This is a genomic window from Oceanobacillus sp. FSL W7-1281 (assembly GCF_037969835.1).
In the GTDB taxonomy this organism is placed as follows: domain Bacteria; phylum Bacillota; class Bacilli; order Bacillales; family Amphibacillaceae; genus Oceanobacillus; species Oceanobacillus oncorhynchi.
This window is the reverse complement of sequence record NZ_CP150214.1, coordinates 563,048-583,463: the sequence shown is the minus strand read 5'-3', so window position 1 is coordinate 583,463 and position 20,416 is coordinate 563,048. Positions and strand designations below refer to the sequence as shown.

Below are 20,416 nucleotides of genomic sequence, written 5' to 3'. Positions count from 1 at the left end.
TAAAAAATCTATCAGGAGTGGTTTTTATGCGAATAGAAATCAATGCAGACGATTTCGGATTGACAAAAGGAGTGACAGATGGAATCATCCAGGCACATCAAGACGGCTGCGTAACATCAACAACCTTAATGATGAATGGACTTGCAACCGATTACGCTGTCGAAAAGGCGCTGGAAAATCCCAATTTAAAGGTTGGCATCCATCTTGTATTAACTTGGGGAAAACCGCTTCATCCATCTGTACCAAACCTCGTAAAATCAGATGGAACCTTTCGATTTACCAGCGGTTATCGTGATACGGAAGCTCCGAATATTTCAGAAGTCGAATTGGAATGGCGCGCACAGCTGGATGCTTATTTAGCAACAGGCTTGCCACTTGATCATATCGACAGCCATCATCACGTTCATGGCTGGCCTCCTTTAAAAAATCTAGTAATCAAGCTTGCCAAAGAATACGAGGTTCCTGTGCGTTATGTTGATTCCATAGCAGATCATCCGGAAATATGCTGGACAGATACGCTGTGGACTGGTTTTTATAAAGAAGGGATTACTGATGATTTATTTGATGTTCTCCAAAAAGAAAATGGAACATCGATTGAAGTAATGACCCATCCCGGGCAAGTGGATGATGATTTAAAGAAAGTCAGCTCCTACACGGATGACCGCGAAAAGGAAATAGAAATTCTCAGCAGGATAGAAGTTCCTGATTGGGCAAAGCAACAATAAAACGAAACTTCATTAGGAATTTTACGGACGATTCTCTTTGATAAGAAAAAGAAATCCAAACGTTATCAACATTCTTTCTACAGAATTTGAGATGTTTGGATTTCTTTTATTATGAAGTATTTTCTCAGGTAAGAAAATAGCTGATAATGGATAAAAGCACCGCAAAGCCCATAATAAAGCTGACTGCCATAAAATGACGGCGGCGTCCCATGACAACTACCGCAATGTATTCTCTGACCATGGCATTCGGCCAATAGTAAAATGCTGTTTTTGAACCAATTCCCTGACTGGCCAATCCAGCTTTTCGCGCATAAATCCCAGCCCGGAACAAATGAAAATTATTCGTCGCGAAAATACTCTGATACGTCCCTTCTCCACTCAAGTTATCCATGATTCTTTTGGAAAACCTCATATTTTCATACGTGCTGACTGATTTGTCTTCTTGAATCGTATCTTCCACTGGTATTCCTTTTTCTACAGCATAGTTTTGCATGGCTTCCGCTTCTGGAAGTCCTTCATCCTGCCCCTGTCCGCCGGAAAAGATAATTTTCGGCGGAACGGTAACTTTTTTCTGCTGATGATAAAATTCAATCGCTTTATCAATTCTGCTGGCCAACAATGGAGGCACCCGGTCATTAATCAACCCGCTCCCCAATACAATAATAAAATCTTGATTCCGTTTTGGACGGCTCCATTGATTCAGTCCATAAGCTGTTAAAAAGTTAAACATATGCAAGAAAACATAGATAACAACCAAGCTGGCTCCTCCAAATAGCGGATGCAAATACTCCGGGAAAAACTGTGTCGGATTGACCATATTGATAATAATCAATGTAAGTATGCCTATGGCCATAATCAATGTTAAGGAATTCCTGAATCGTTTTCCTTCCTTCTCCATCAACACTTTGGCATTGTAAAATAACCCGCCAATTAATGCGAGCACACCAAACGGAATCATCAAAATCAAAAGTAAAGCAGGAAAAACCAGCACGATATACTGATAGGGCCCATCGATGTAAATATAAAAGAATGCGCAAAAGAAAAAGAAAGTGATTAAAAAGCCATTAAACAGAAGCCCATTAATCAGCTTACGCGGATCCCGAAGATAGCTGATCAGAAATAGAATTAAAAATAATAGCGGTATGGAAGCAATAAAATATATCAAATACACGCACCCCTTTCCAGCTGTTGTCATTGACCTCTCTACTATCTAAGAAGAAGGAAGTTCTTTCATTATAAGCTTTTCTATGGATGAAAGCATTATTTGTTTCAAAATAATTATGTGGTAGAATATATCTAATTAACAGTTAAAGGCGGAGACTTCTATGCATAAACTAACCTATTTTTTCATCGCCCTTTTTCTTTTAACAGCATGCACACCCTCTCCTGATTCGAATACAAGCAGTCCCCACTCTCAAAGAAACATCTCACTGAGCGAGAAGGAAACGGATTGGATTCAACCACATATTACGATTTCTGCAATTGGAGATATTTTAATCCATGACCGTGTATATGACGATGCCTGGGATGGAGAAATATATGATTTTAAACCGATGCTTGCTGAAGTTTTAGATTATTTAAGGGAACCGGAAATCACTGTTGCCAATCAAGAAACCATTATGGGCGGGGAATCTATCGGCTTATCAGGGTATCCTAATTTCAATAGTCCAGTTGAAATTGGAGATGCTTTACAGGATGCAGGCGTCGATATCGTCACCATGGCCAATAATCATACATTAGACAGTGGCGAAGAAGCGATTCAAAACGCCATTGCCTATTATCAAGAAATCGGAATGCTTTACACGGGAAGCTTCCAAAGTAAAAAGGATCAGTCTGAAATCAGGGTAATAGAAACAGAACAGAATATTTCTGTTGCTTTTCTAAGCTATACATATGGAACGAACGGCATGCCTATCCCAGAGGGAAAACCTTATCTCGTTAATTTGATTCAAAGAGAGCAGATCAAAGAAGAAGTTGAAAAAGCAAACGAGCTGGCAGATGCAACAATTATCAGTCTGCATTTTGGCGAAGAGGAAGCGCGAATGCCTAATCAGAAACAAAAGGATTTAGCACAGTATGCTGCAGAACTTGGCGTGGATGTCGTGATTGGTCATCACCCGCATGTTCTCCAGCCGATAGAATGGCTGGAAGGAAAAGAAGGAAACCAGACATTGGTTGCTTATTCTTTAGGAAACTTCCTTTCCGGTCAATATCAGTTTTACAATCGTATTGGCGGAATTTTAGAATTTGATTTGGTGAAGGAGGAAGATGAAGTGCTTGTTCAAAACCCCCGCTTCCAACCGACCTTTGTGGAGTTTGAAGAAGAAGAAGATGGCGATACCATGAAAGATATACAAGTTGTTCCATTAGAACAAGCATCTGAGGAGCAGATAGAGAATCTTGATGACGTTTATTCTGAAATGCAAGACCATATGACACAGTGGATGCCTGAATTGGATTGGATGAAGTTGTCTAAATGACACATGCAACGCTTCCTGAAAAAACACAGCAGGAACTCGGAATATCCAACACATTACTTCGAATTTCAGTCGGGATTGAGGATGCAGAAGATTTAATGGAAGATCTGGAAAAGCATTACAATAAGGGTTATTAAAAATAACGGTGGCTAGAATGTCTAATTCTGTTCACATCCACCGAGTAAATGAACTATAAACCGTGCTAAAAATGACTAACTCATGAAAACGCTTAAAATCTTGTTGACTTCATGATGTTGTCATGATAGATTGTATGTGTTAATTAAAAATAATTTATACAAATTTAGGAATGTTACCTATTTGGGCATAACCTGAGCGAAATAGAAGGATGCAATCCCTTTGCGTCTATTCTTATTCGTTCAGGTTTTTTATTTGTAAAAATGATCATCTCATTAGCTCAGAATAAGTAATCATCTTGGAAGTTGCGCATAAAGACATTAAACGGCTGAATTATTCGCCTCTTCACTTTCATCTGTTGTATCTCTAAATAAGCCTTGATTAAATAGTTAAAACCCATGTTGTAAGATTTATGCGTGTTTTCTCGACTGCTGTAACGGTTGATTGGGAACGGCATTTCTTACATTCAAACAGATAAAGCTTACATGTTTTTTGTCTCAAAAAAACCATTATGTTTGCTTCCTTAAAAAAGAAAGCGCTTCCATTAAAATCCAAAAAAGGATGATGACTAGATTTATGCGCAGAAAATTACTTGTGAAAGGAGATAAGATTCATTTTGAATGTCAAGTCTTCGTTTGTGAAGCTATTCTGAGCAAAAGAGATATTCATTATATAAAAATATAAAAAGGATGGTAGCTATGAAGAATAAAAAGTTAATTCTTTTTTTAATTAGTTTATTGGCAATAGCAGCAGTATTAGGAGCTTGCACCAATCCATCTTCTGATGATGCAGAGACTGACAGTCCAGAAGAAACGGAAGCAGCAGAGAATACGGAGACCACGAATAAGAGCACCAATTCACTAGAGTCATTATTTGATACTGATATTACAAACTTAGAAACTGTTAACGTGGTAGATGAAGATATGGAATGGCGCTATTACGATGATGACAAGGACCCAAATGCCGGAACTTGGTATGAAGGGTGGAATAAGCGTAATGGCTGGGCATATCCTGAAGGCTGGTTAGACTGGGGCACCATTCCAATGGAGTTTACAGAAGAAGATTGGCCGACCTATGAAGGAACTGTATTTAGTACCAGCCCCGAAACAGATGGGCAAGTGTTAGCGACAACGGAGGATGGTAAAGCAAAAAGCACTTACTTCTTACGCCATACGTTCACACTAACCCAAGAGCAAGCGGAGAGTATTTATGCACTTGAAATTACTGCTCGTTACAACGATGCAATGACAATGTATATCAACGGAAGCCCTGTAGGAGATTTTCATAATATCCCACCGGACAATTATTCTGAAAATATGGAATATGGGGCACAAGAAGAAGTTGCTGATGGGGAATTTATTGAAGAAACCTTTATTGTAGATGACGTTTCAAGTATTACCAATGGTTATGTACCAGGTGAGTATGAAGAAATTTACGATGAAGAGGAAGATATGACAACGCATGAATTAAGTGAAGCAACAACAGATGATGATGGTAACACCTTTATGAACATTACTATCGCTGTTGAATTGCATGCGTATGACCCAGACGATAACGAAGCCAGCTTTGAATTAGTGGATGTCATTCTTAATCCGGATGAGACTGAGCTGGCAGCAGACAGTGAAGCTGTGAAAAATGTTTCTGTCAATACAGGAACAGATGAAGACAGCATTAATTTCACTTGGAATGCTTTATCCTCTGAAACAGGATATGTAGAAGTTGTTGAAGGAACAGATCCTGAAGCATTTTCTGAAGAAGATGCCATTGTTTATGAAGCAGATTCCACAGAACTAGCTTATACGAAGTTTACGGAGACAGATTATTACGCTAATAAAGCGACAATCAAAGTGGAACGTGATACAGATTATCTCTATCGTGTTGGTAACGAAGATGCCTACTCGCAAGTTTATCCACTGCGTACACAAGATATCACGGATGGTTATGACGCCATTTTCTTAGCAGATGCTCAGATTGGTACCGGCACGATCCCAACAGATGTTTTTGGATGGAAAGAAACGTTAGCGCATGCGTTTGAAACTGCGCCAGATGCTAGTATGATTTTAAACGCAGGTGATTTTGTAGATGCACCAGATAAAGAAAGTGAATATGATGCATATTTTGAGCCAGAGATTCTAGCTTCTTATCCAACTGCATCCGCCGTAGGAAATCATGATGTTGCTCCAAATTATAAAAATCACTTTAATGAGCCCAATTTAACGTCATATGGTGAAGACGAGGCAAGCAGTGATTACTACTTCACTTATGGTAATGTTTTATATTTGGTGTTGAATGCCAATAATATGAATAACGAAGAACATGTTCAATTCTTGGAAGAAACAATGGAAGAGACAGCCAATCAAGAATTTGACTGGAAAGTGTTGATGTTCCACCAATCCATTTACGCGGCCGGCAAACAATCGGAGAGTGAGGATGTGCCTATTCGACGTGATGTTTTAGTCCCTGCTATTGATGAGGCAGGCATTGATGTTGTATTGATGGGGCATGATCATGCTTATGCCAGAACCCATCAAATGCATAACTTTGAACCGGTTGAAGATGTTGAATTTGAAGATGAGAATCAGACAGTTGCTGTGAATCCAGAAGGAACATTGTATATAACAAGCAGCTCTGCCAGTGGTAGTAAGTATTATGATTTAGTAGAAGAATACGACTACTTGGCTTTCAGAGAGCAATTTTATGTACCAACCTTCTCTCATATCAGCTTTACTGAAGACACATTTGCGATCACATCTTACCGCACTGATACAATGGAAGAATTTGATTCTTATACGATTAGAAAATCAGAATAGATTATATAAAAGTCGCGGTTCCTTTTATTCAGGGACCGCGGCTTTTATATTCAATCATCCCCCCACTCCATAAGATAACTCCTTTTAAAGGAATCTATATTGGAGTATTTCAATTGAATATCTTCCTCATTTATCAAGGCTTTGGAGCATTTTTCTATTCTTCAGCCGTCAAACTCCCGAGACACTGCTAAAAGTGACCAATTATTGAAAACGCTTAAATATTTATTGACTTCCTATAAAAGTCATGCTAAGTTATAGTTGTTAATTAACAAAACAATTGTATATACAACTTTAGGAATGTTACCTATTTTGGGCATAACCTGAACCGGATTGAAGACGCACTATCTCTGTGTCTATATCAATTGGTTCAGGTTTTTTATTTGGAAAATTTCACTATAAACCAGAAAGCAGGGAGAGACATGAAATACGAACAATTAGCTAAAGATATTATTGAAAATGTCGGCGGAAAAGAAAACGTTTACAGTGTTGTGCATTGTATTACTCGGTTACGTTTCAAGTTAAAAGATGAAAGTAAAGCACAAACAGAAGTATTGAAGAATATGGACGATGTTGTAACCGTTATGAAAAGCGGCGGACAATATCAGGTCGTTATCGGGAATCATGTGCCTGATGTGTATCAGGCAGTAGTGCAGGTTGGCGGCTTCGAAGCACGGGGAGAAGTTGATCCGGATAATGGCAACCAAGAAAAGCAAAGCTTATTAAACCGTTTTATTGATTTAATTTCGGGAATATTCACCCCAATACTTGGTGTTTTGGTTGCAACAGGAATGATAAAAGGATTTAACGCCCTGTTTCTTTCTGCAGGCTGGCTGGAGGATACTTCAGGTACTTACCAGCTATTAAACGCAGCAGGCGATTCATTATTTTACTTCCTGCCTATTTTCCTAGGTTATTCAGCCAGTAAAAAATTTGGTTTGACTCCGTTTATAGGGATGGCAATTGGTGCCTCCCTCGTTTATCCAGCATTATCAGGAATAACAGAGGGAGAACCGCTTTATACACTATTTACAGGGACCATCTTTGAATCCCCTGTTCATATCACCTTTTTGGGCATACCAGTTATTTTAATGAGCTATGCATCATCCGTTATACCAATTATTCTGGCAACTTTCTTTGGCTCTAAAGTAGAAAAAGGCTTAAAAAAGGTTATGCCAAGTGTTGTCAAAGCATTCTTAGTTCCTTTTTTCACTATCTTAATTGTCGTACCTATTACTTTTCTCGTAATCGGTCCAATCGCTACCTGGGCGGGCCAAGCGTTGGGTGCAGGAATTACTTGGATTTATGATTTAACACCTCTTGTTGCCGGGCTTCTTCTTGCAGGGTTTTGGCAAGTGTTCGTTGTATTTGGATTACATTGGGGAATTGTTGCAGTTGGAATCAATAATCTGGCAGTTGCCGGACAAGACCCGCTTCTCGGAATAACATTCGCAGCTTCCTTTGCTCAAATCGGGGCTGTATTGGGAGTATGGATTAAAACAAGAAAACAATCGTTAAAAACACTGAGTTTTCCAGCATTTATTTCAGGTATATTCGGGATAACAGAACCCGCTATCTACGGTATTACCCTTCCATTGAAAAAGCCATTTATTATGAGCTGTATTGCTTCTGGTATTGGCGGAGCCATTCTTGGACTTGCCGGTACAAAGATTTATATGATGGGCGGTCTAGGAGTGTTTGGTTATATCAACCGCATTAATCCGGAAGGCATCGATTTTGGATTCTGGGGAGCTGTTATTGCTACTATTGTAGCCTTTGTATTAGGCTTTGTTTTAACCTATCTGTTTGGAGGCGTACGTGCCAACGAAGAAAAAACTCCCGTAACAGATGCTGTAGATCTAGATCAGCCAGAGGACAAATTACCCGAGCCTGGCATGGAATTAAAAAAACAAATGATTGCAAGTCCATTAACTGGAGAAGTAAAAGCATTAGAACAAATTGAAGACACTGCCTTTTCATCTGGAGCGCTCGGTAAAGGGGTAGCTATCGAACCAACTGAAGGAAAACTGATTGCTCCTGTGTCTGGTACGATTTCAGCAATATTTCCAACCAATCACGCGGTAGGAATTACCTCTGATCAGGGCGTAGAAATTTTGATCCATATCGGCATGGATACGGTACAATTAGACGGAAAATATTTTACCGGTCACATTGAACAAGGTGCTAAAGTGGAACAAGGCCAATTATTAATTGAATTTGATATCGAACAAATCAAAGAAGCCGGTTATCCGCTGACAACACCTATTATCATAACAAATACCGAAAATTATGCTCGCGTCTTATCGACGGAAGAAAAAAATATTCAAAGAAAAGATCATTTGATTACTGTAGAAAATTAAAGGTTTACCGAGGAGAGGAAAGTGATTATTCCTCTCCCCTTCTAACAATATTTAAAAGGAGTTTTTTGATATGACGAATACATTTCCAGAAGATTTTTTATGGGGCGGAGCAATCGCTGCCTGCCAAGCAGAAGGTGCATGGAATGAGGGAGGAAAATCATTAACCATTCCAGACATCATGAAATATGAAGTAATCGATAGATCCAAACCTACAAAACAAAAAATAATCAACAGAGAAACCATTGAAGCTGCTAGAAATGACGAAGATCCTACCTATTATCCGAAAAGACGAGGGATTGATTTTTACCGCACGTATAAAGAAGATATCGCATTATTTCATGAGATGGGTTTTAGTGTTTTTCGGCTTTCGATCTCATGGGCCAGAGTTTTCCCTAATGGAGACGACGCTGAGCCGAATGAAGAAGCATTACAATATTATGACCAAGTCATTGAAGAATGCTTAAAATATGGAATAGAGCCTTTAGTTACCATCTCTCATTTCGACATGCCAATCGTATTGATTGATAAATTTGGCGGCTGGTATAACAGGAAATTAGTTGATCTCTATGTAAATTATGCGGAGGTTCTATTCAAACGGTATAAAGGAAAAGTAAAATATTGGATTACGTTTAATGAAATCAATATGAGTATTAAAGCAGGACCAAAAACATTAGGAATACTCAATGAAGGACAAGCGAATTATGAAGAAATGCTGTTCCAGGGGTTACATCACCAGTATGTAGCAGCGGCCCTGTCTACAAAAATAGCGCATGAGATTAATCCCGATAATCAAATCGGCTGTATGGTAGCGTACTTTACAACGTATGCCCATACGTGCGCACCTGAAGATGTTCTGGCTATGCAGGAGGATGACCAGCTTCGAAATCTGATGTATTTAGATATTCAGGCAAAAGGATATTATTCTCTTTTCGCTAAAAAATATATGCGAGATAATCATATTAAATTAAAGATGGAAGAAAATGATTTAGAGCTATTAAAAACATATACCGCTGACTTTATCGGTTTCTCTTATTATATGTCCATGGTGTCCAGTGCCAATGCGGAAAACCTTGAATTAACAGCTGCCAATGTGACCAATGTGCTTAAAAACCCTCATTTAGAAGCAAGTGACTGGGGCTGGCAAATCGATCCTAAAGGCTTACGATACACATTAAATCATCTATATGATCGTTATGAAAAACCATTGTTTATTCTTGAAAACGGAATTGGAGCACTTGATAAATTAAATGAGGATGGTACGGTCCATGACGAATACCGGATTGCATATCTCACGGAACACTTTAAACAGATGCGGGAAGCCATCAACGACGGAGTCGACCTTTTCGGTTACACGATGTGGGGGCCAATCGATATTATCTCATCAGGCACCTCGGAAATGAAAAAACGCTATGGTTTTATTTACGTGGATCAAGACGATTTAGGCAATGGAACAAAGAAAAGATATCGCAAGGATTCGTTTTATTGGTTTAAAGATGTAATTGCGTCAAATGGTGGAAAACTCTAGAAGACGCAGAGAGAAAGGTTAAATGCAGCATCTTGGAATGTATACCCGCAAACATAAATAAGAGAAGTTCCGAATAAGTTACGGTAATCTACCTTTCGTGTTTGCGATGATATACATTCAGCTGTAACAACCTAAACAAAAAATGCCTGATATGGCTGCTGATTTATCAGCTTCTAAGCAGGCAAAAATCTTTTACTTCCCAGAGTTTATGAAAACGATTAAAAAATTTATTGACTTCCTATAGCACCCGTGATAAATTATAGGTGTTAATTAACAAAACAATTGTATATACAACTTTAGGAATGTTACCTATTTTGGGCATAACCTGAACGGAATGGAAGGATGCAATCTCTTTGCGTCTATTCTAATTCGTTCAGGTTTTTTATTTGCAATCAGTCATTCAAATAAAATTAGAAAGCGGGGAAAAAGATGAAGTACGAGCAGTTAGCTAAAGAGATTATTGAGTTAGTCGGCGGCACAGAGAACGTAAATAGCGTAACACACTGTGTGACAAGACTCCGTTTCCGATTAAAGGATTCCCAAAAAGCGGATCGAAAGGCATTAGAAAATCATGAAGATGTCGTCACTGTCCGGGAGAGTTCCGGACAATACCAAGTCGTCATCGGCAACCATGTTCCGGATGTTTACAAAGCGGTCGTTGCTGTAGGCGGTTTCGAAAATGAAAAACAAGAAGATGACAATGAAGCAAAGGATGACGAGAAAAAAGGGTTATTCTCCAGCTTCATCGATATTATCTCGAATATCTTCATCCCAGTTCTCCCTTTACTAATGGCAACAGGTATTATCAAAGGGTTTAACTCGATGTTCATTGCGCTGGGCTGGTTAGAAGATACCAGTGGTACGTCGCAAATACTGAATGTAATTGGTGATGGCTTCTTCACATTCTTACCTATTTTCTTAGGTTACACAGCCATGAAAAAATTTGGCGGCACACCTTTTCTTGGTATGGCCATTGCTGCTGCGCTTGTTCACCCGAATCTCGCAGGAATCGGGGAAAGCGAACCATTCATGACATTATTCAGCGGGACGATTTTAGAATCTCCTGTACAAGTATCCTTTCTAGGTATTCCAATTATCTTAATGAGCTATACCGCTTCCGTGGTACCGATTATTCTATCCACTTACTTTGCGGCTAAAATAGAACGCTGGTTTGCGTCGGTTATTCCACAAGTGGTGAAGTCGTTTATCGTGCCATTCTTAACATTGCTTATCATTGTACCATTAACGTTTATTGTTATTGGCCCTATCGCAACATGGCTGGCACAATCCATTGGATATGCCATCCAAACAGGCTATGAAGCTGTCCCAGTCATTGCTGGTATCGTTGTTGGCGGATTCTGGCAGGTATTAGTTATTTTCGGAATTCATTGGGGAATTATTCCGATTTACTATAATAACTTAGCCGTGCAAGGATTTGACATGCTGATTGCGATGACATTTGCTGCTTCCTTTGCGCAAATTGGTGCAGTACTTGCTGTCTGGATAAAAACAAAGAATAAAAAACTAAAAAGGCTCAGCTTCCCTGCCTTTATCTCCGGGTTCTTTGGTGTAACAGAGCCTGCGATTTACGGGATTACCCTGCCGTTGAAAACACCATTTGTTATGAGCTGTATCGGATCTGCCGCTGGTGGTGCGATTATTGCTATGACAGGTGCGGCGCTTTACAGTGCAGGACCTTTGGGTGTATTTAAAATCCCGACATTTATCCATCCGGAAAACGGCATTGACGGCGGTTTTTGGGGTATGCTGGTATCCATCATTGTAGCATTTATCGTTGCCTTCGTATTAACATACTTCTTTGGCCGTATTAATCAAAAAGAAAATACCGAAGCGGTCGTCGGTGATGAAAAAATGCAGGAGGAAGTTCAAGACCAAGCATTGGCGGAAGATGATGCGAATCAGACCAATCAAGAGATTACCGTCCAAAATGAAAATATTTTAAGCCCTGCTAATGGAGATATCATTCCATTAACATCCGTTCCAGATGACGTATTTGCTTCCGAAGCAATGGGTAAAGGCGTTGCGGTCCAACCAAGTGACGGCCGGATGTACGCTCCGGCAAACGGGGTCATTACCACACTCTTTAAAACGAATCACGCTATCGGTATGACCACAGACAATGGTGCTGAAATTCTGATTCATATTGGAATGGATACTGTAGAATTAGATGGAAAGTTCTTTGAAGCACGTATTAAGCAAGGGGATACAGTGAAAGCAGGAGATTTGCTGGTTGAATTTGATATAAATCAAATCAAAGAGGCTGGATATTCTGTCGTCACCCCTATCGTCATCACGAATACAAAGGCCTATAATGAGCTTGAAATTGTGTCGGGTGATACAATAATGAAAGAAGATGTATTAATTATTACAAAAGTGTAGAAGGAATATTTATAAAAAACGCAAGGAGGAATTTTCATGACAAATAATAAACGATTTCCAGAAGGTTTTCTATGGGGCGGCGCTATTGCTGCCAACCAAGTAGAAGGTGCTTATCTTGAAGATGGAAAAGGACTGACAAACGTTGACTTGCTCCCTACCGGAGAGAAAAGAAGAGGAATAATGGAAGGCCACATCACCGATCTCAAGCCGAATCCAGAAGATTTCTACCCTAGTCACGAAGCGATTGATTTTTATCACAACTATAAAGAAGATATCGCCTTATTCGCAGAGATGGGCTTCAAATCATTTAGACTCTCTATCTCATGGGCACGTATTTTCCCAAATGGAGATGACGCAGCTCCTAATGAAGCAGGTCTTCAATTTTATGATGATTTGTTTGATGAGTTACGTAAACACAATATTGAACCCGTTGTAACCATCGCACACTTTGATGTACCTGTATCCCTGATTGAACGGTATAACAGCTGGGAAAGCAGAAAACTCGTTGATTTATTTGAAAAATATTCGATTACTATTTTCGAGAGATACAAAGACAAAGTAAAATACTGGATGACTTTTAATGAAATCAATATGCTGCTGCACCTTCCTTTCATGGGAGCAGGCATTGTCCTTAAAGAAGGAACTAACCGCGACCAGGTACTTTATCAGGCTGCCCACCACCAGCTTGTAGCAAGCGCCAAAGCGGTAAAAGCATGTCATGAGATTATTCCAGATGCACAAATCGGCTGTATGCTTGCTGCAGGTATGTTCTATCCATATACAAGCAATCCGGATGATGTTTTCAAAGCAATGGAGAAAGACCGTGAATCTTTCTTCTTCATTGATGTGCAGTCACGAGGAGAATATCCAGGCTATGCGAAACGTTTCTTTAAAGATCATAATCTGAATATCAAAATGGAACCGGAAGATGAGCAAATCTTAAAAGACAACACTGTGGATTATATTGGATTTAGCTATTATTCCAGCCGGACAACCAGTACCGACCCAGAGGTTCTTAAAAATGCTACAAGCGGCAATGTCTTTGGTTCCGTATCCAATCCTTATGTTTCTAAATCGGAATGGGGTTGGACAATCGATCCAAAAGGCTTCCGCATTACAGCTAACCAGCTGTATGACCGCTATCAAAAGCCATTATTTGTTGTAGAAAATGGCCTTGGCGCGAAGGATGAAATAAATGCAGATGGGACTATCACCGACGACTATCGCATCGACTATTTGAAAAAACATCTTAACGAAATGGGAGAAGCAATCGAGGATGGCGTGGACATCATCGGCTATACAAGCTGGGGCCCAATTGATATTGTCAGTGCGTCTACTGGTGAAATGAAAAAACGCTACGGTTATATTTATGTAGACCGTGATAACGAAGGCAACGGCACATTAAGCCGTACGAAAAAGAAAAGCTTTGACTGGTATAAAAATGTCATTGCGACCAATGGCGAAGAGTTATAATAACGATGAAACCCCCGAATGGATTCGGGGGTTTTTTTCTTGAATTTCTTATTTTGCAGGTAAAGCTAAAAGAGGAAGAAATACCTTAAGTATTTTTTTCAATCAACATTCCCAAATATTTTTCAAAGTTTATCCCTTCTATTTCAGGAACCTTTTCTTTCGATGAATCCTGAATAGCTTCTTTGAGGAATGCGACAGCAAGCTGTACAGCATTTTCCAGGTTATCTTCACGCATGATGCTCCCCATCATGACGGAAGCAAATAAATCCCCAGTACCTGAATAGCTTTTCCCGTTATACTCCATCTCATGGTAAAATGTTTTATTCTTATCTAAATACAAGTTACCGATAAACTGCTCTTTTGAATCAATTGACGGAGGATTCACACCAGTAATAATGACTTCAGCGCCCGTTGCTTGCTGCAGGTTATTCCCTGCTTCCTTCAATGCTTCCATATAATCCTTGCCATTTGAATAGCTATGTAACTTCTCATAAGATAATCCAGACAATAAACAGCATTCTGTCACATTTGGTGTAATCACATCTGCATGTCTCACTAATTCTTTCATTTCCTCCAATAATCCCCCGGTAAAAATCTTATAGACTTCTCCATCATCCCCCATGACTGGATCTACCAGTAACCTTGTTTCTTTCGTATAAAACGTATCTAAAAAATGAAAAATATTTTTGATTTGCTCTCCACCAGTTACAAATCCAGTAAATATTCCATCAAATGTTTCCCCGAGCTTATTCCATTCCTCTGTAAAATGGTTCATTCTAGAAGTGAAATCTTCCCAAAAATAACTCGGATAAGCCGTTTGTGCAGATAAAACTGCTGTTGGCAAAGGGCAGGCTTGAACACCCATGACGGAAAGAACAGGGATTGCAGCAGTTAAAGAGCATTTCCCAAAGGATGACAAATCTTGAAGTACAGCAACTTTTTTCATATGAACCTCCTTGAACGAACTGAAACTTTTTCTATTTTATCATTTGAAGATTGGCTTGTCATTAAAGGTAATAGGCGATATTGGCGGGAACGGATCGTTTATTTCAGATTACATAATCGTTTTCAGCTCATCAATCAACTGACCCTGTTATTTTTTCATAAATTGACACTTAAAGTTAGGTCAATATTCTGCTAAAGTAATAAAAATAATTCAAGTAAGGAAGGTTTAAATATGGAGAATACACCAGCTTATTTAATGACACGTAAAAAAACACAAGACTTAATCATTACTTCTATGCTAATCGCGCTCATTTTTATTTCTACAGCATTTCTAAATTTCAGACTGCCGATTGCTGCAAATGGAGGGCTCGTACATATGGGTACAGCGATGCTTTTTATTGCCTCTATTTTATTCGGACCAAAAAAAGGTGCCTTGGCCGGAGCAATCGGAATGGGTTTATTTGATATGATCGGGGGATGGCTATTGTGGACTCCTATAACAATTATAGCGCGCGGGCTGCAAGGTTACATCGTTGGTAAAATTGCCTGGTTTCAAGGCCGCAAAGGAAATAGCATCGCTTTAAACATGACAGCAACAATTGTTTCTGTTCCATTTATGATTGCTATTTATTACATTGGTGAGTCCATTATATACGGAAACTGGATTACACCACTGGCTTCTATACCTGGGGATATCGTCCAAAGTGTCCTGGGCATTCTGATAGCTATCCCAATTTGCGTTGCTTTAAAGAAGGTTTATTATTTTAAATAAATCAAAGAGGCTGCTGCACAATCAGTTACCTGATCGTACAGCAGCCCCTTTTCACTTCCCATCTATTTATACCATTGTAGTCCAGCCTAACCCAGCCTTTAAATGTCCTCTACTCTGTAACCTTTGCACTTTCCTGCAAAGTTAACAATTGAATAATTGTTTTCATCACGGCGTCTTCTTCATTAGAGCGCGTAATAAAATTGGCAGCATCTTTTAATTCTTCAACTGCATTTCGAACGGCGAAACTATATTCCGCTCTGTTCATCAATTCTATATCATTATAACCATCACCGAAGGCAAGGGTTTCTTCCGGAGAAACATTCAACATCCGCTGCAGCTGTTCAACGGTCGTTCCTTTATGAACATTTGCATCTGCAATATCAATCCAGGCTGCTTCTGAAGCCACAATATAAGCTGATTCAAAAAAAGGTGCTAATTTTTCTCTTGTTTCAAAACAATTCAAGGAAGGGTCATGAATCGTTATCTTAACAAAATCATCCGTTATTTCCTTAAAATCAGCAACCTGTCTGACCTGCGCATAAGACCCTCTGACAATCGCTGCTTCTTCCTGGGAAATGTCCTGTTTAACGACTGCTGCCTCTTTTGTGCATGCAATAATCGTATGCTCCAGACTTATTTCCTCAAGCAGCTGGATAATTTCCAGTCCTAATTTATTGTTTAGCAGTGATTCATAAACAAATTCACCATTGTGCTTGATTCGTGTGGCACTGTCCCCTAAAATCCATAAATCATTTGTATCCTCACCAAACAGTTCCTCGACACGCTCGCATTGTTTGCCCGTAACAGGCGCAAAAACAACGTCTTTTTCATGCATTATCTTTTTTACATCATTGTACAAATTTCTGTTAAAATCACCGCGGTTATTTAAGAATGTTCCATCCATATCCGTCAGCACTAATTTAATCATGTGAATATCCCCTTCATTTAAAAACAGATACCCAGCGCCGGGTATCTGTTTTTTTCGATTCATGTAAGAAAGCATACAACATGTTAGCTTTACACTTTTCTCACCTTACAACTTCCAGCACCTGTATTAATTCACGCTTACTTCTTCTTGGAAAAATTGAGGAAGATGTGTTTTATGCGCCTCCATCATCTCATCAATAATTTGTTTCGCAATCTTATCACTTGGCGTTAACGGATTAATTGTTAAAGCAAGTACCGCTTTATCATAATCTCCGGTCACAGCTGCCTCTGCTGAAATACGCTCAAAGGACTTAATTTGCTGCACAAGTCCGCGGGCAGCAACAGGAAGATCTCCAACCGCCAATGGGACAGGACCGTCTTTTGTAATCACACAGCTGACTTCAACCGCTGATTCAGCAGGGATACTCGCAATGGCACCACGGTTCATTGTGTTTACTGGTTGAATATCACGCTTGTCATTGTAGATAGATGTAATCAACCGAACTGCTGCATCGGAATAATATGCTCCGCCTCGTTCTTCTAATTGAGGTGGTTTGATACTAAGGTTTTCATCTTTATAAAGTTCAAATAATTCTTTTTCCAATGCCTGAACGACTTCCGCACGCGTACCTTCTGTTTTAGAGCTTTCGATCGCTTTATCTAACATTTCTTTCGATTTATAATAATACATATGATATGGGCATGTTAACGCATCTAACGCTTGAATAAATTCAGGCTCCCAGCCCATGCCATCAATATTTTTAACGAAGCTGGAGTTTTCCGGATCAGATAATTTTTCAATTACCTCTTTCTTCACACTTACTCCATCCAGATAAACTTCTAACCCATATACCATATGATTCAGTCCTGCAAAATCAATCCGAATCCGGGAATGATCGACATCTAATAATTTAGCGACCCCCATCTCCATACCGATTGGCACATTACATAGACCGACCACTCTATCAATATTGGAATAGCGCAATACAGCTTCTGTAACCATACCGGCTGGATTTGTAAAGTTAATCAGCCATGCATTTGGGCAAAGCTCTTCCATATCTTTTGTAATTCCCAAAATAACTGGAATCGTACGCAGTCCTTTAAACAGGCCGCCAGCTCCATTTGTTTCCTGACCAAGTACACCATATTTCACTGGAATGCGCTCATCCTTGGCACGTGCATCTAAACCGCCGACACGGAATTGCGTTGTTACAAAATCAGCATCCTTCAGAGCCTCTCTGCGGTCCAATGTTAAATGTACATCGATTGGAAGACCTGCCTCTTTAATCATTCGTTTTGCAAGGTTTCCGACAATCTCCAGCTTTTCTTTCCCTGTCTCCACATCAACTAACCAAAGCTCGCTTAGTGGAAATTCATCATACCGTTTAATAAATCCTTCTACTAATTCCGGAGTATAACTTGATCCGCCGCCAATTGTTGCAATTTTTATACCTTTCGCCATCCTTTACACCTCCAAAAATTTTAAAAACATATCAATCTATCTAACTCTATAAAAAGAAGAAACTGAACTTATATATTAATTGTATCAATATTTAATCAGAGATAAATAGAAAGGGAGCATTTCGTTTGTAATAACAAGAGAAGTCATTCGTTACAAAGATGTAACAACCTGTGTTATAATGGTTAATAGAGTTAATTTCTTATTAAAAGGAGAAGTGTGCACCATGTTTACACAGGAGATGATTGCTTCATTCAATGAGTTAGAAACTTCTTTGTATAACTACATCAGTAAAAATAGTGAAAAAGTTGCTTATATGCGCATTCGTGAGCTTGCTGATGAAACCCATGTCTCCACAGCTACTATCCTGCGCTTTTGCAGAAAAATAAATTGTGAAGGTTTTTCCGAATTTAAAGTAAAGCTGAAAATGCACCTGGAAGAAAATAAAAAGACAATTTTAAAGGATACACAGCATGCTGTAACAGAATTTTTTGACCGGACACTGAAGGGCGATATCGAAGAAGACATTAAAGAGGCTGCAAAGCTGTTAAGCAAAGCTGATAATGTCATTTTTATCGGAATAGGAACCTCAGGAATCCTTGCCGAATATGGATCAAGGTATTTTTCAAGCTTAGGTAAATTTTCGATGTATATTAAAGACCCGCTTTTTCCGGTCCATTCCAGCCTGCGTTATAATAGCACTGTCATTGCTCTATCTGTCTCTGGCGAAACAAATTTTGCAATTACGCATCTTAATCAAATGAAACAAGAAGGAAGTAAAATTATTAGTATTACCAACAACAAACACTCTACGATTGCTAAAATATCAGATATCAATATCCCTTACTATGTAACGGAAGAGTGGTTTGAAAACGCGAACATTACCACACAGGTACCTGTTCTTTATATTTTGGAATCGATGGCACATGAGACATATAAGCTGAATGGCTAATGCAGGATAAACTTGAAAGGCGTAGTCAGTAATGACAACGCCTTCTCGATATTTCTTGTTAAATTATTTCCTGTGCTAAATTAAATCAACGCATCTTCTCCTTTTTCCTGATCAACTAACTTCTTATCATACATTTTAATAAATGGAAGCCAAATCAGAAAGGCTACAAATGCACAAAGCACAGAAACAACTGCCGCCATATAACTTCCGCCTGTACTAATAAATCCGCTGATACCTACCGGAGTAGGCCAAGGCATCATAGCGATAATCGATTCAACAAACCCTAATTTAATTGCCCAATAGCCGATGGAAGCTGATACCATTGGAGCTAAGAAGAACGGAATAGCTAAGAATGGATTATAAACAATCGGTAATCCAAATATTAATGGTTCGTTGATATTAAAAATCCCCGGTGCAAGTGCCGCTTTACCTAAAACACTCAATTGCTTCGACTTAGCCATAAATGCAATGAATATACATAGACCTAACGTTGCTCCGGAACCGCCAATCGTTACGAAAGCATTATTGAATTCTCCTGCCAGCGGTATGTTCGCACCATCAATATTAGATTGGATATTGGATAGAAAGATTGGTGTCAAGAATCCAAATACAATGGTTGCTCCATGGATACCTACAATCCAAAGGGCATGGACAACAAAGTAGATAACCAGTATACCTAACCAGCTGTTTGTGATATTCACTACAAATCCAAACGGAATTGCTACTAATTTAAATATATCCGTACCTAATGCAATTAAAATACCATTGACCAATAATACAGCAAAAGCAACTAAAAATGCCGGAATCAACGCAGTGAACGATCTGGATACACCCTCTGGTACCGCTTCAGGCATTTTGATAACCCAGTTTTTCTTCACACAGAGCCGGTATATTTGCACAGCTAAGACAGACATCAGAATTGCTGTGAATATTCCTGTCGCTCCTAGACGGCTGACACCGTCTTCAACCATTTGCCATCCATGAACTGTTGTATTGTTCTCGTCAATCTGATGTACGAGAGACATCATTCCATTTTCTAATACGATTTCCGGAATAGTGATGAAAAAGGCAAACATAGATAGTAAAGCACCGTTTAAAGGACTTAGATTAAGCTCTTCCTCCTCGGCATAAATTTTTGTATATTCGTAACCGATAACAAGGCCGAAATAGATTGCCAGTATTCCCATCGTTGCTTTATTCGCTAACATATATAAATCACTGATTCTAAAAAACGTATTATCGAAAAAGCCTTGTAAAAATGTAAGCGTCTGCGGCAATACGTTTAATACTAAAAACATCGAACCTACAATTACAAATGGAATAGAAGCCATCCCGGCAGCCATAATGGCACGTACAATCCGAAAAGATGCAACTTTCCCCATGGGACCCATCAAATATTTTTCCAAAAAAGCAAATACTTTATTTTCTCCGTTTTCTGAAGCCATCGTACTCCCTCATT

Annotated in this window: 14 protein-coding genes and 1 pseudogene; 10 read left to right on the top strand and 5 right to left on the bottom strand. The window is 39.2% G+C overall.

All coding sequences use genetic code 11. The features are described from left to right. Nucleotides 1–26 precede the first annotated feature (26 nt). Entirely contained in the window at nucleotides 27–725 is a 699-nt protein-coding gene (chbG, locus tag MKX55_RS02995; RefSeq protein ID WP_339182280.1) for a chitin disaccharide deacetylase, read from the top strand. 124 nt (nucleotides 726–849) lie between these two features. Here the strand turns inward: chbG and MKX55_RS02990 are convergent, their stop codons facing one another. Continuing rightward, the gene (locus tag MKX55_RS02990; protein WP_339235979.1) at nucleotides 850–1,890 is read right to left on the bottom strand and encodes a YdcF family protein; all 1,041 of its coding nucleotides are present in this window, start codon (nucleotides 1,888–1,890) and stop codon (nucleotides 850–852) included. Nucleotides 1,891–2,050: 160 nt separating this feature from the next. Here MKX55_RS02990 and MKX55_RS02985 point away from each other — a divergent pair, with 160 nt between their 5' ends. From MKX55_RS02985 to MKX55_RS02955, 7 genes and pseudogenes are all read left to right on the top strand, one after another. Continuing rightward, nucleotides 2,051–3,205 (top strand): CapA family protein, encoded by a 1,155-nt coding sequence (locus MKX55_RS02985; protein ID WP_339235976.1) that lies wholly within the window; start codon nucleotides 2,051–2,053, stop codon nucleotides 3,203–3,205. Further along, nucleotides 3,202–3,339, top strand: a pseudogene (locus tag MKX55_RS02980) (PLP-dependent transferase); the annotation flags it as partial. The gene MKX55_RS02985 and the pseudogene MKX55_RS02980, both read left to right, overlap by 4 nt. 696 nt (nucleotides 3,340–4,035) lie before the next feature. Continuing rightward, entirely contained in the window at nucleotides 4,036–6,147 is a 2,112-nt protein-coding gene (locus tag MKX55_RS02975) for a metallophosphoesterase family protein (protein WP_339235974.1), read from the top strand. A 419-nt stretch (nucleotides 6,148–6,566) separates the two neighbouring features. Further along, the gene (locus MKX55_RS02970; protein WP_339235972.1) at nucleotides 6,567–8,504 is read left to right on the top strand and encodes a beta-glucoside-specific PTS transporter subunit IIABC; all 1,938 of its coding nucleotides are present in this window, start codon (nucleotides 6,567–6,569) and stop codon (nucleotides 8,502–8,504) included. A 70-nt stretch (nucleotides 8,505–8,574) separates the two neighbouring features. Continuing rightward, on the top strand, nucleotides 8,575–10,029 hold the full coding sequence (locus MKX55_RS02965) for a family 1 glycosylhydrolase (RefSeq protein WP_339235970.1): 1,455 nt from the start codon (nucleotides 8,575–8,577) through the stop codon (nucleotides 10,027–10,029). A 429-nt stretch (nucleotides 10,030–10,458) separates the two neighbouring features. Further along, nucleotides 10,459–12,429 (top strand): beta-glucoside-specific PTS transporter subunit IIABC, encoded by a 1,971-nt coding sequence (locus MKX55_RS02960; protein ID WP_339182265.1) that lies wholly within the window; start codon nucleotides 10,459–10,461, stop codon nucleotides 12,427–12,429. 36 nt (nucleotides 12,430–12,465) lie between these two features. Further along, nucleotides 12,466–13,902: a 6-phospho-beta-glucosidase gene (locus tag MKX55_RS02955; protein WP_339235968.1), complete on the top strand. Its 1,437-nt coding sequence runs from the start codon at nucleotides 12,466–12,468 to the stop codon at nucleotides 13,900–13,902. A gap of 85 nt (nucleotides 13,903–13,987) precedes the next feature. On the opposite strand, the gene MKX55_RS02950 is transcribed toward MKX55_RS02955, so the two are convergent. Next, on the bottom strand, nucleotides 13,988–14,848 hold the full coding sequence (locus MKX55_RS02950; protein ID WP_339235966.1) for a pyridoxamine kinase: 861 nt from the start codon (nucleotides 14,846–14,848) through the stop codon (nucleotides 13,988–13,990). Between the two features lie 231 nt (nucleotides 14,849–15,079). Here MKX55_RS02950 and MKX55_RS02945 point away from each other — a divergent pair, with 231 nt between their 5' ends. After that, on the top strand, nucleotides 15,080–15,619 hold the full coding sequence (locus MKX55_RS02945; protein WP_339182259.1) for an ECF transporter S component: 540 nt from the start codon (nucleotides 15,080–15,082) through the stop codon (nucleotides 15,617–15,619). Between the two features lie 109 nt (nucleotides 15,620–15,728). On the opposite strand, the gene MKX55_RS02940 is transcribed toward MKX55_RS02945, so the two are convergent. Next, nucleotides 15,729–16,547 carry an HAD family hydrolase gene (locus tag MKX55_RS02940; RefSeq protein ID WP_339235964.1) on the bottom strand — a complete coding sequence of 273 codons (819 nt, stop codon included), beginning with the start codon at nucleotides 16,545–16,547 and terminating at the stop codon, nucleotides 15,729–15,731. Nucleotides 16,548–16,673: 126 nt separating this feature from the next. Beyond that, nucleotides 16,674–18,008, bottom strand: a complete 1,335-nt coding sequence (locus MKX55_RS02935; RefSeq protein WP_339182255.1) for a 6-phospho-beta-glucosidase — start codon at nucleotides 18,006–18,008, stop codon at nucleotides 16,674–16,676. Between the two features lie 223 nt (nucleotides 18,009–18,231). Between MKX55_RS02935 and MKX55_RS02930 the strand changes: the two genes are divergently transcribed. Next, nucleotides 18,232–18,957 carry a MurR/RpiR family transcriptional regulator gene (locus MKX55_RS02930; RefSeq protein ID WP_339182253.1) on the top strand — a complete coding sequence of 242 codons (726 nt, stop codon included), beginning with the start codon at nucleotides 18,232–18,234 and terminating at the stop codon, nucleotides 18,955–18,957. Between the two features lie 80 nt (nucleotides 18,958–19,037). Here the strand turns inward: MKX55_RS02930 and celB are convergent, their stop codons facing one another. Then, nucleotides 19,038–20,402 carry a PTS cellobiose transporter subunit IIC gene (gene celB, locus MKX55_RS02925; RefSeq protein WP_339182251.1) on the bottom strand — a complete coding sequence of 455 codons (1,365 nt, stop codon included), beginning with the start codon at nucleotides 20,400–20,402 and terminating at the stop codon, nucleotides 19,038–19,040. Nucleotides 20,403–20,416 lie beyond the last annotated feature (14 nt).

What these genes read in the sequence shown, in the direction of transcription:
- chbG (WP_339182280.1), top strand. Translation starts at nt 27, where the DNA reads ATGCGAATAGAAATCAATGCAGACGATTTCGGATTGACAAAAGGAGTG.
- MKX55_RS02985 (WP_339235976.1), top strand. Translation starts at nt 2,051, where the DNA reads ATGCATAAACTAACCTATTTTTTCATCGCCCTTTTTCTTTTAACAGCA.
- MKX55_RS02975 (WP_339235974.1), top strand. Translation starts at nt 4,036, where the DNA reads ATGAAGAATAAAAAGTTAATTCTTTTTTTAATTAGTTTATTGGCAATA.
- MKX55_RS02970 (WP_339235972.1), top strand. Translation starts at nt 6,567, where the DNA reads ATGAAATACGAACAATTAGCTAAAGATATTATTGAAAATGTCGGCGGA.
- MKX55_RS02965 (WP_339235970.1), top strand. Translation starts at nt 8,575, where the DNA reads ATGACGAATACATTTCCAGAAGATTTTTTATGGGGCGGAGCAATCGCT.
- MKX55_RS02960 (WP_339182265.1), top strand. Translation starts at nt 10,459, where the DNA reads ATGAAGTACGAGCAGTTAGCTAAAGAGATTATTGAGTTAGTCGGCGGC.
- MKX55_RS02955 (WP_339235968.1), top strand. Translation starts at nt 12,466, where the DNA reads ATGACAAATAATAAACGATTTCCAGAAGGTTTTCTATGGGGCGGCGCT.
- MKX55_RS02950 (WP_339235966.1), bottom strand. Translation starts at nt 14,848, where the DNA reads ATGAAAAAAGTTGCTGTACTTCAAGATTTGTCATCCTTTGGGAAATGC.
- MKX55_RS02945 (WP_339182259.1), top strand. Translation starts at nt 15,080, where the DNA reads ATGGAGAATACACCAGCTTATTTAATGACACGTAAAAAAACACAAGAC.
- MKX55_RS02940 (WP_339235964.1), bottom strand. Translation starts at nt 16,547, where the DNA reads ATGATTAAATTAGTGCTGACGGATATGGATGGAACATTCTTAAATAAC.
- MKX55_RS02935 (WP_339182255.1), bottom strand. Translation starts at nt 18,008, where the DNA reads ATGGCGAAAGGTATAAAAATTGCAACAATTGGCGGCGGATCAAGTTAT.
- MKX55_RS02930 (WP_339182253.1), top strand. Translation starts at nt 18,232, where the DNA reads ATGTTTACACAGGAGATGATTGCTTCATTCAATGAGTTAGAAACTTCT.
- celB (WP_339182251.1), bottom strand. Translation starts at nt 20,402, where the DNA reads ATGGCTTCAGAAAACGGAGAAAATAAAGTATTTGCTTTTTTGGAAAAA.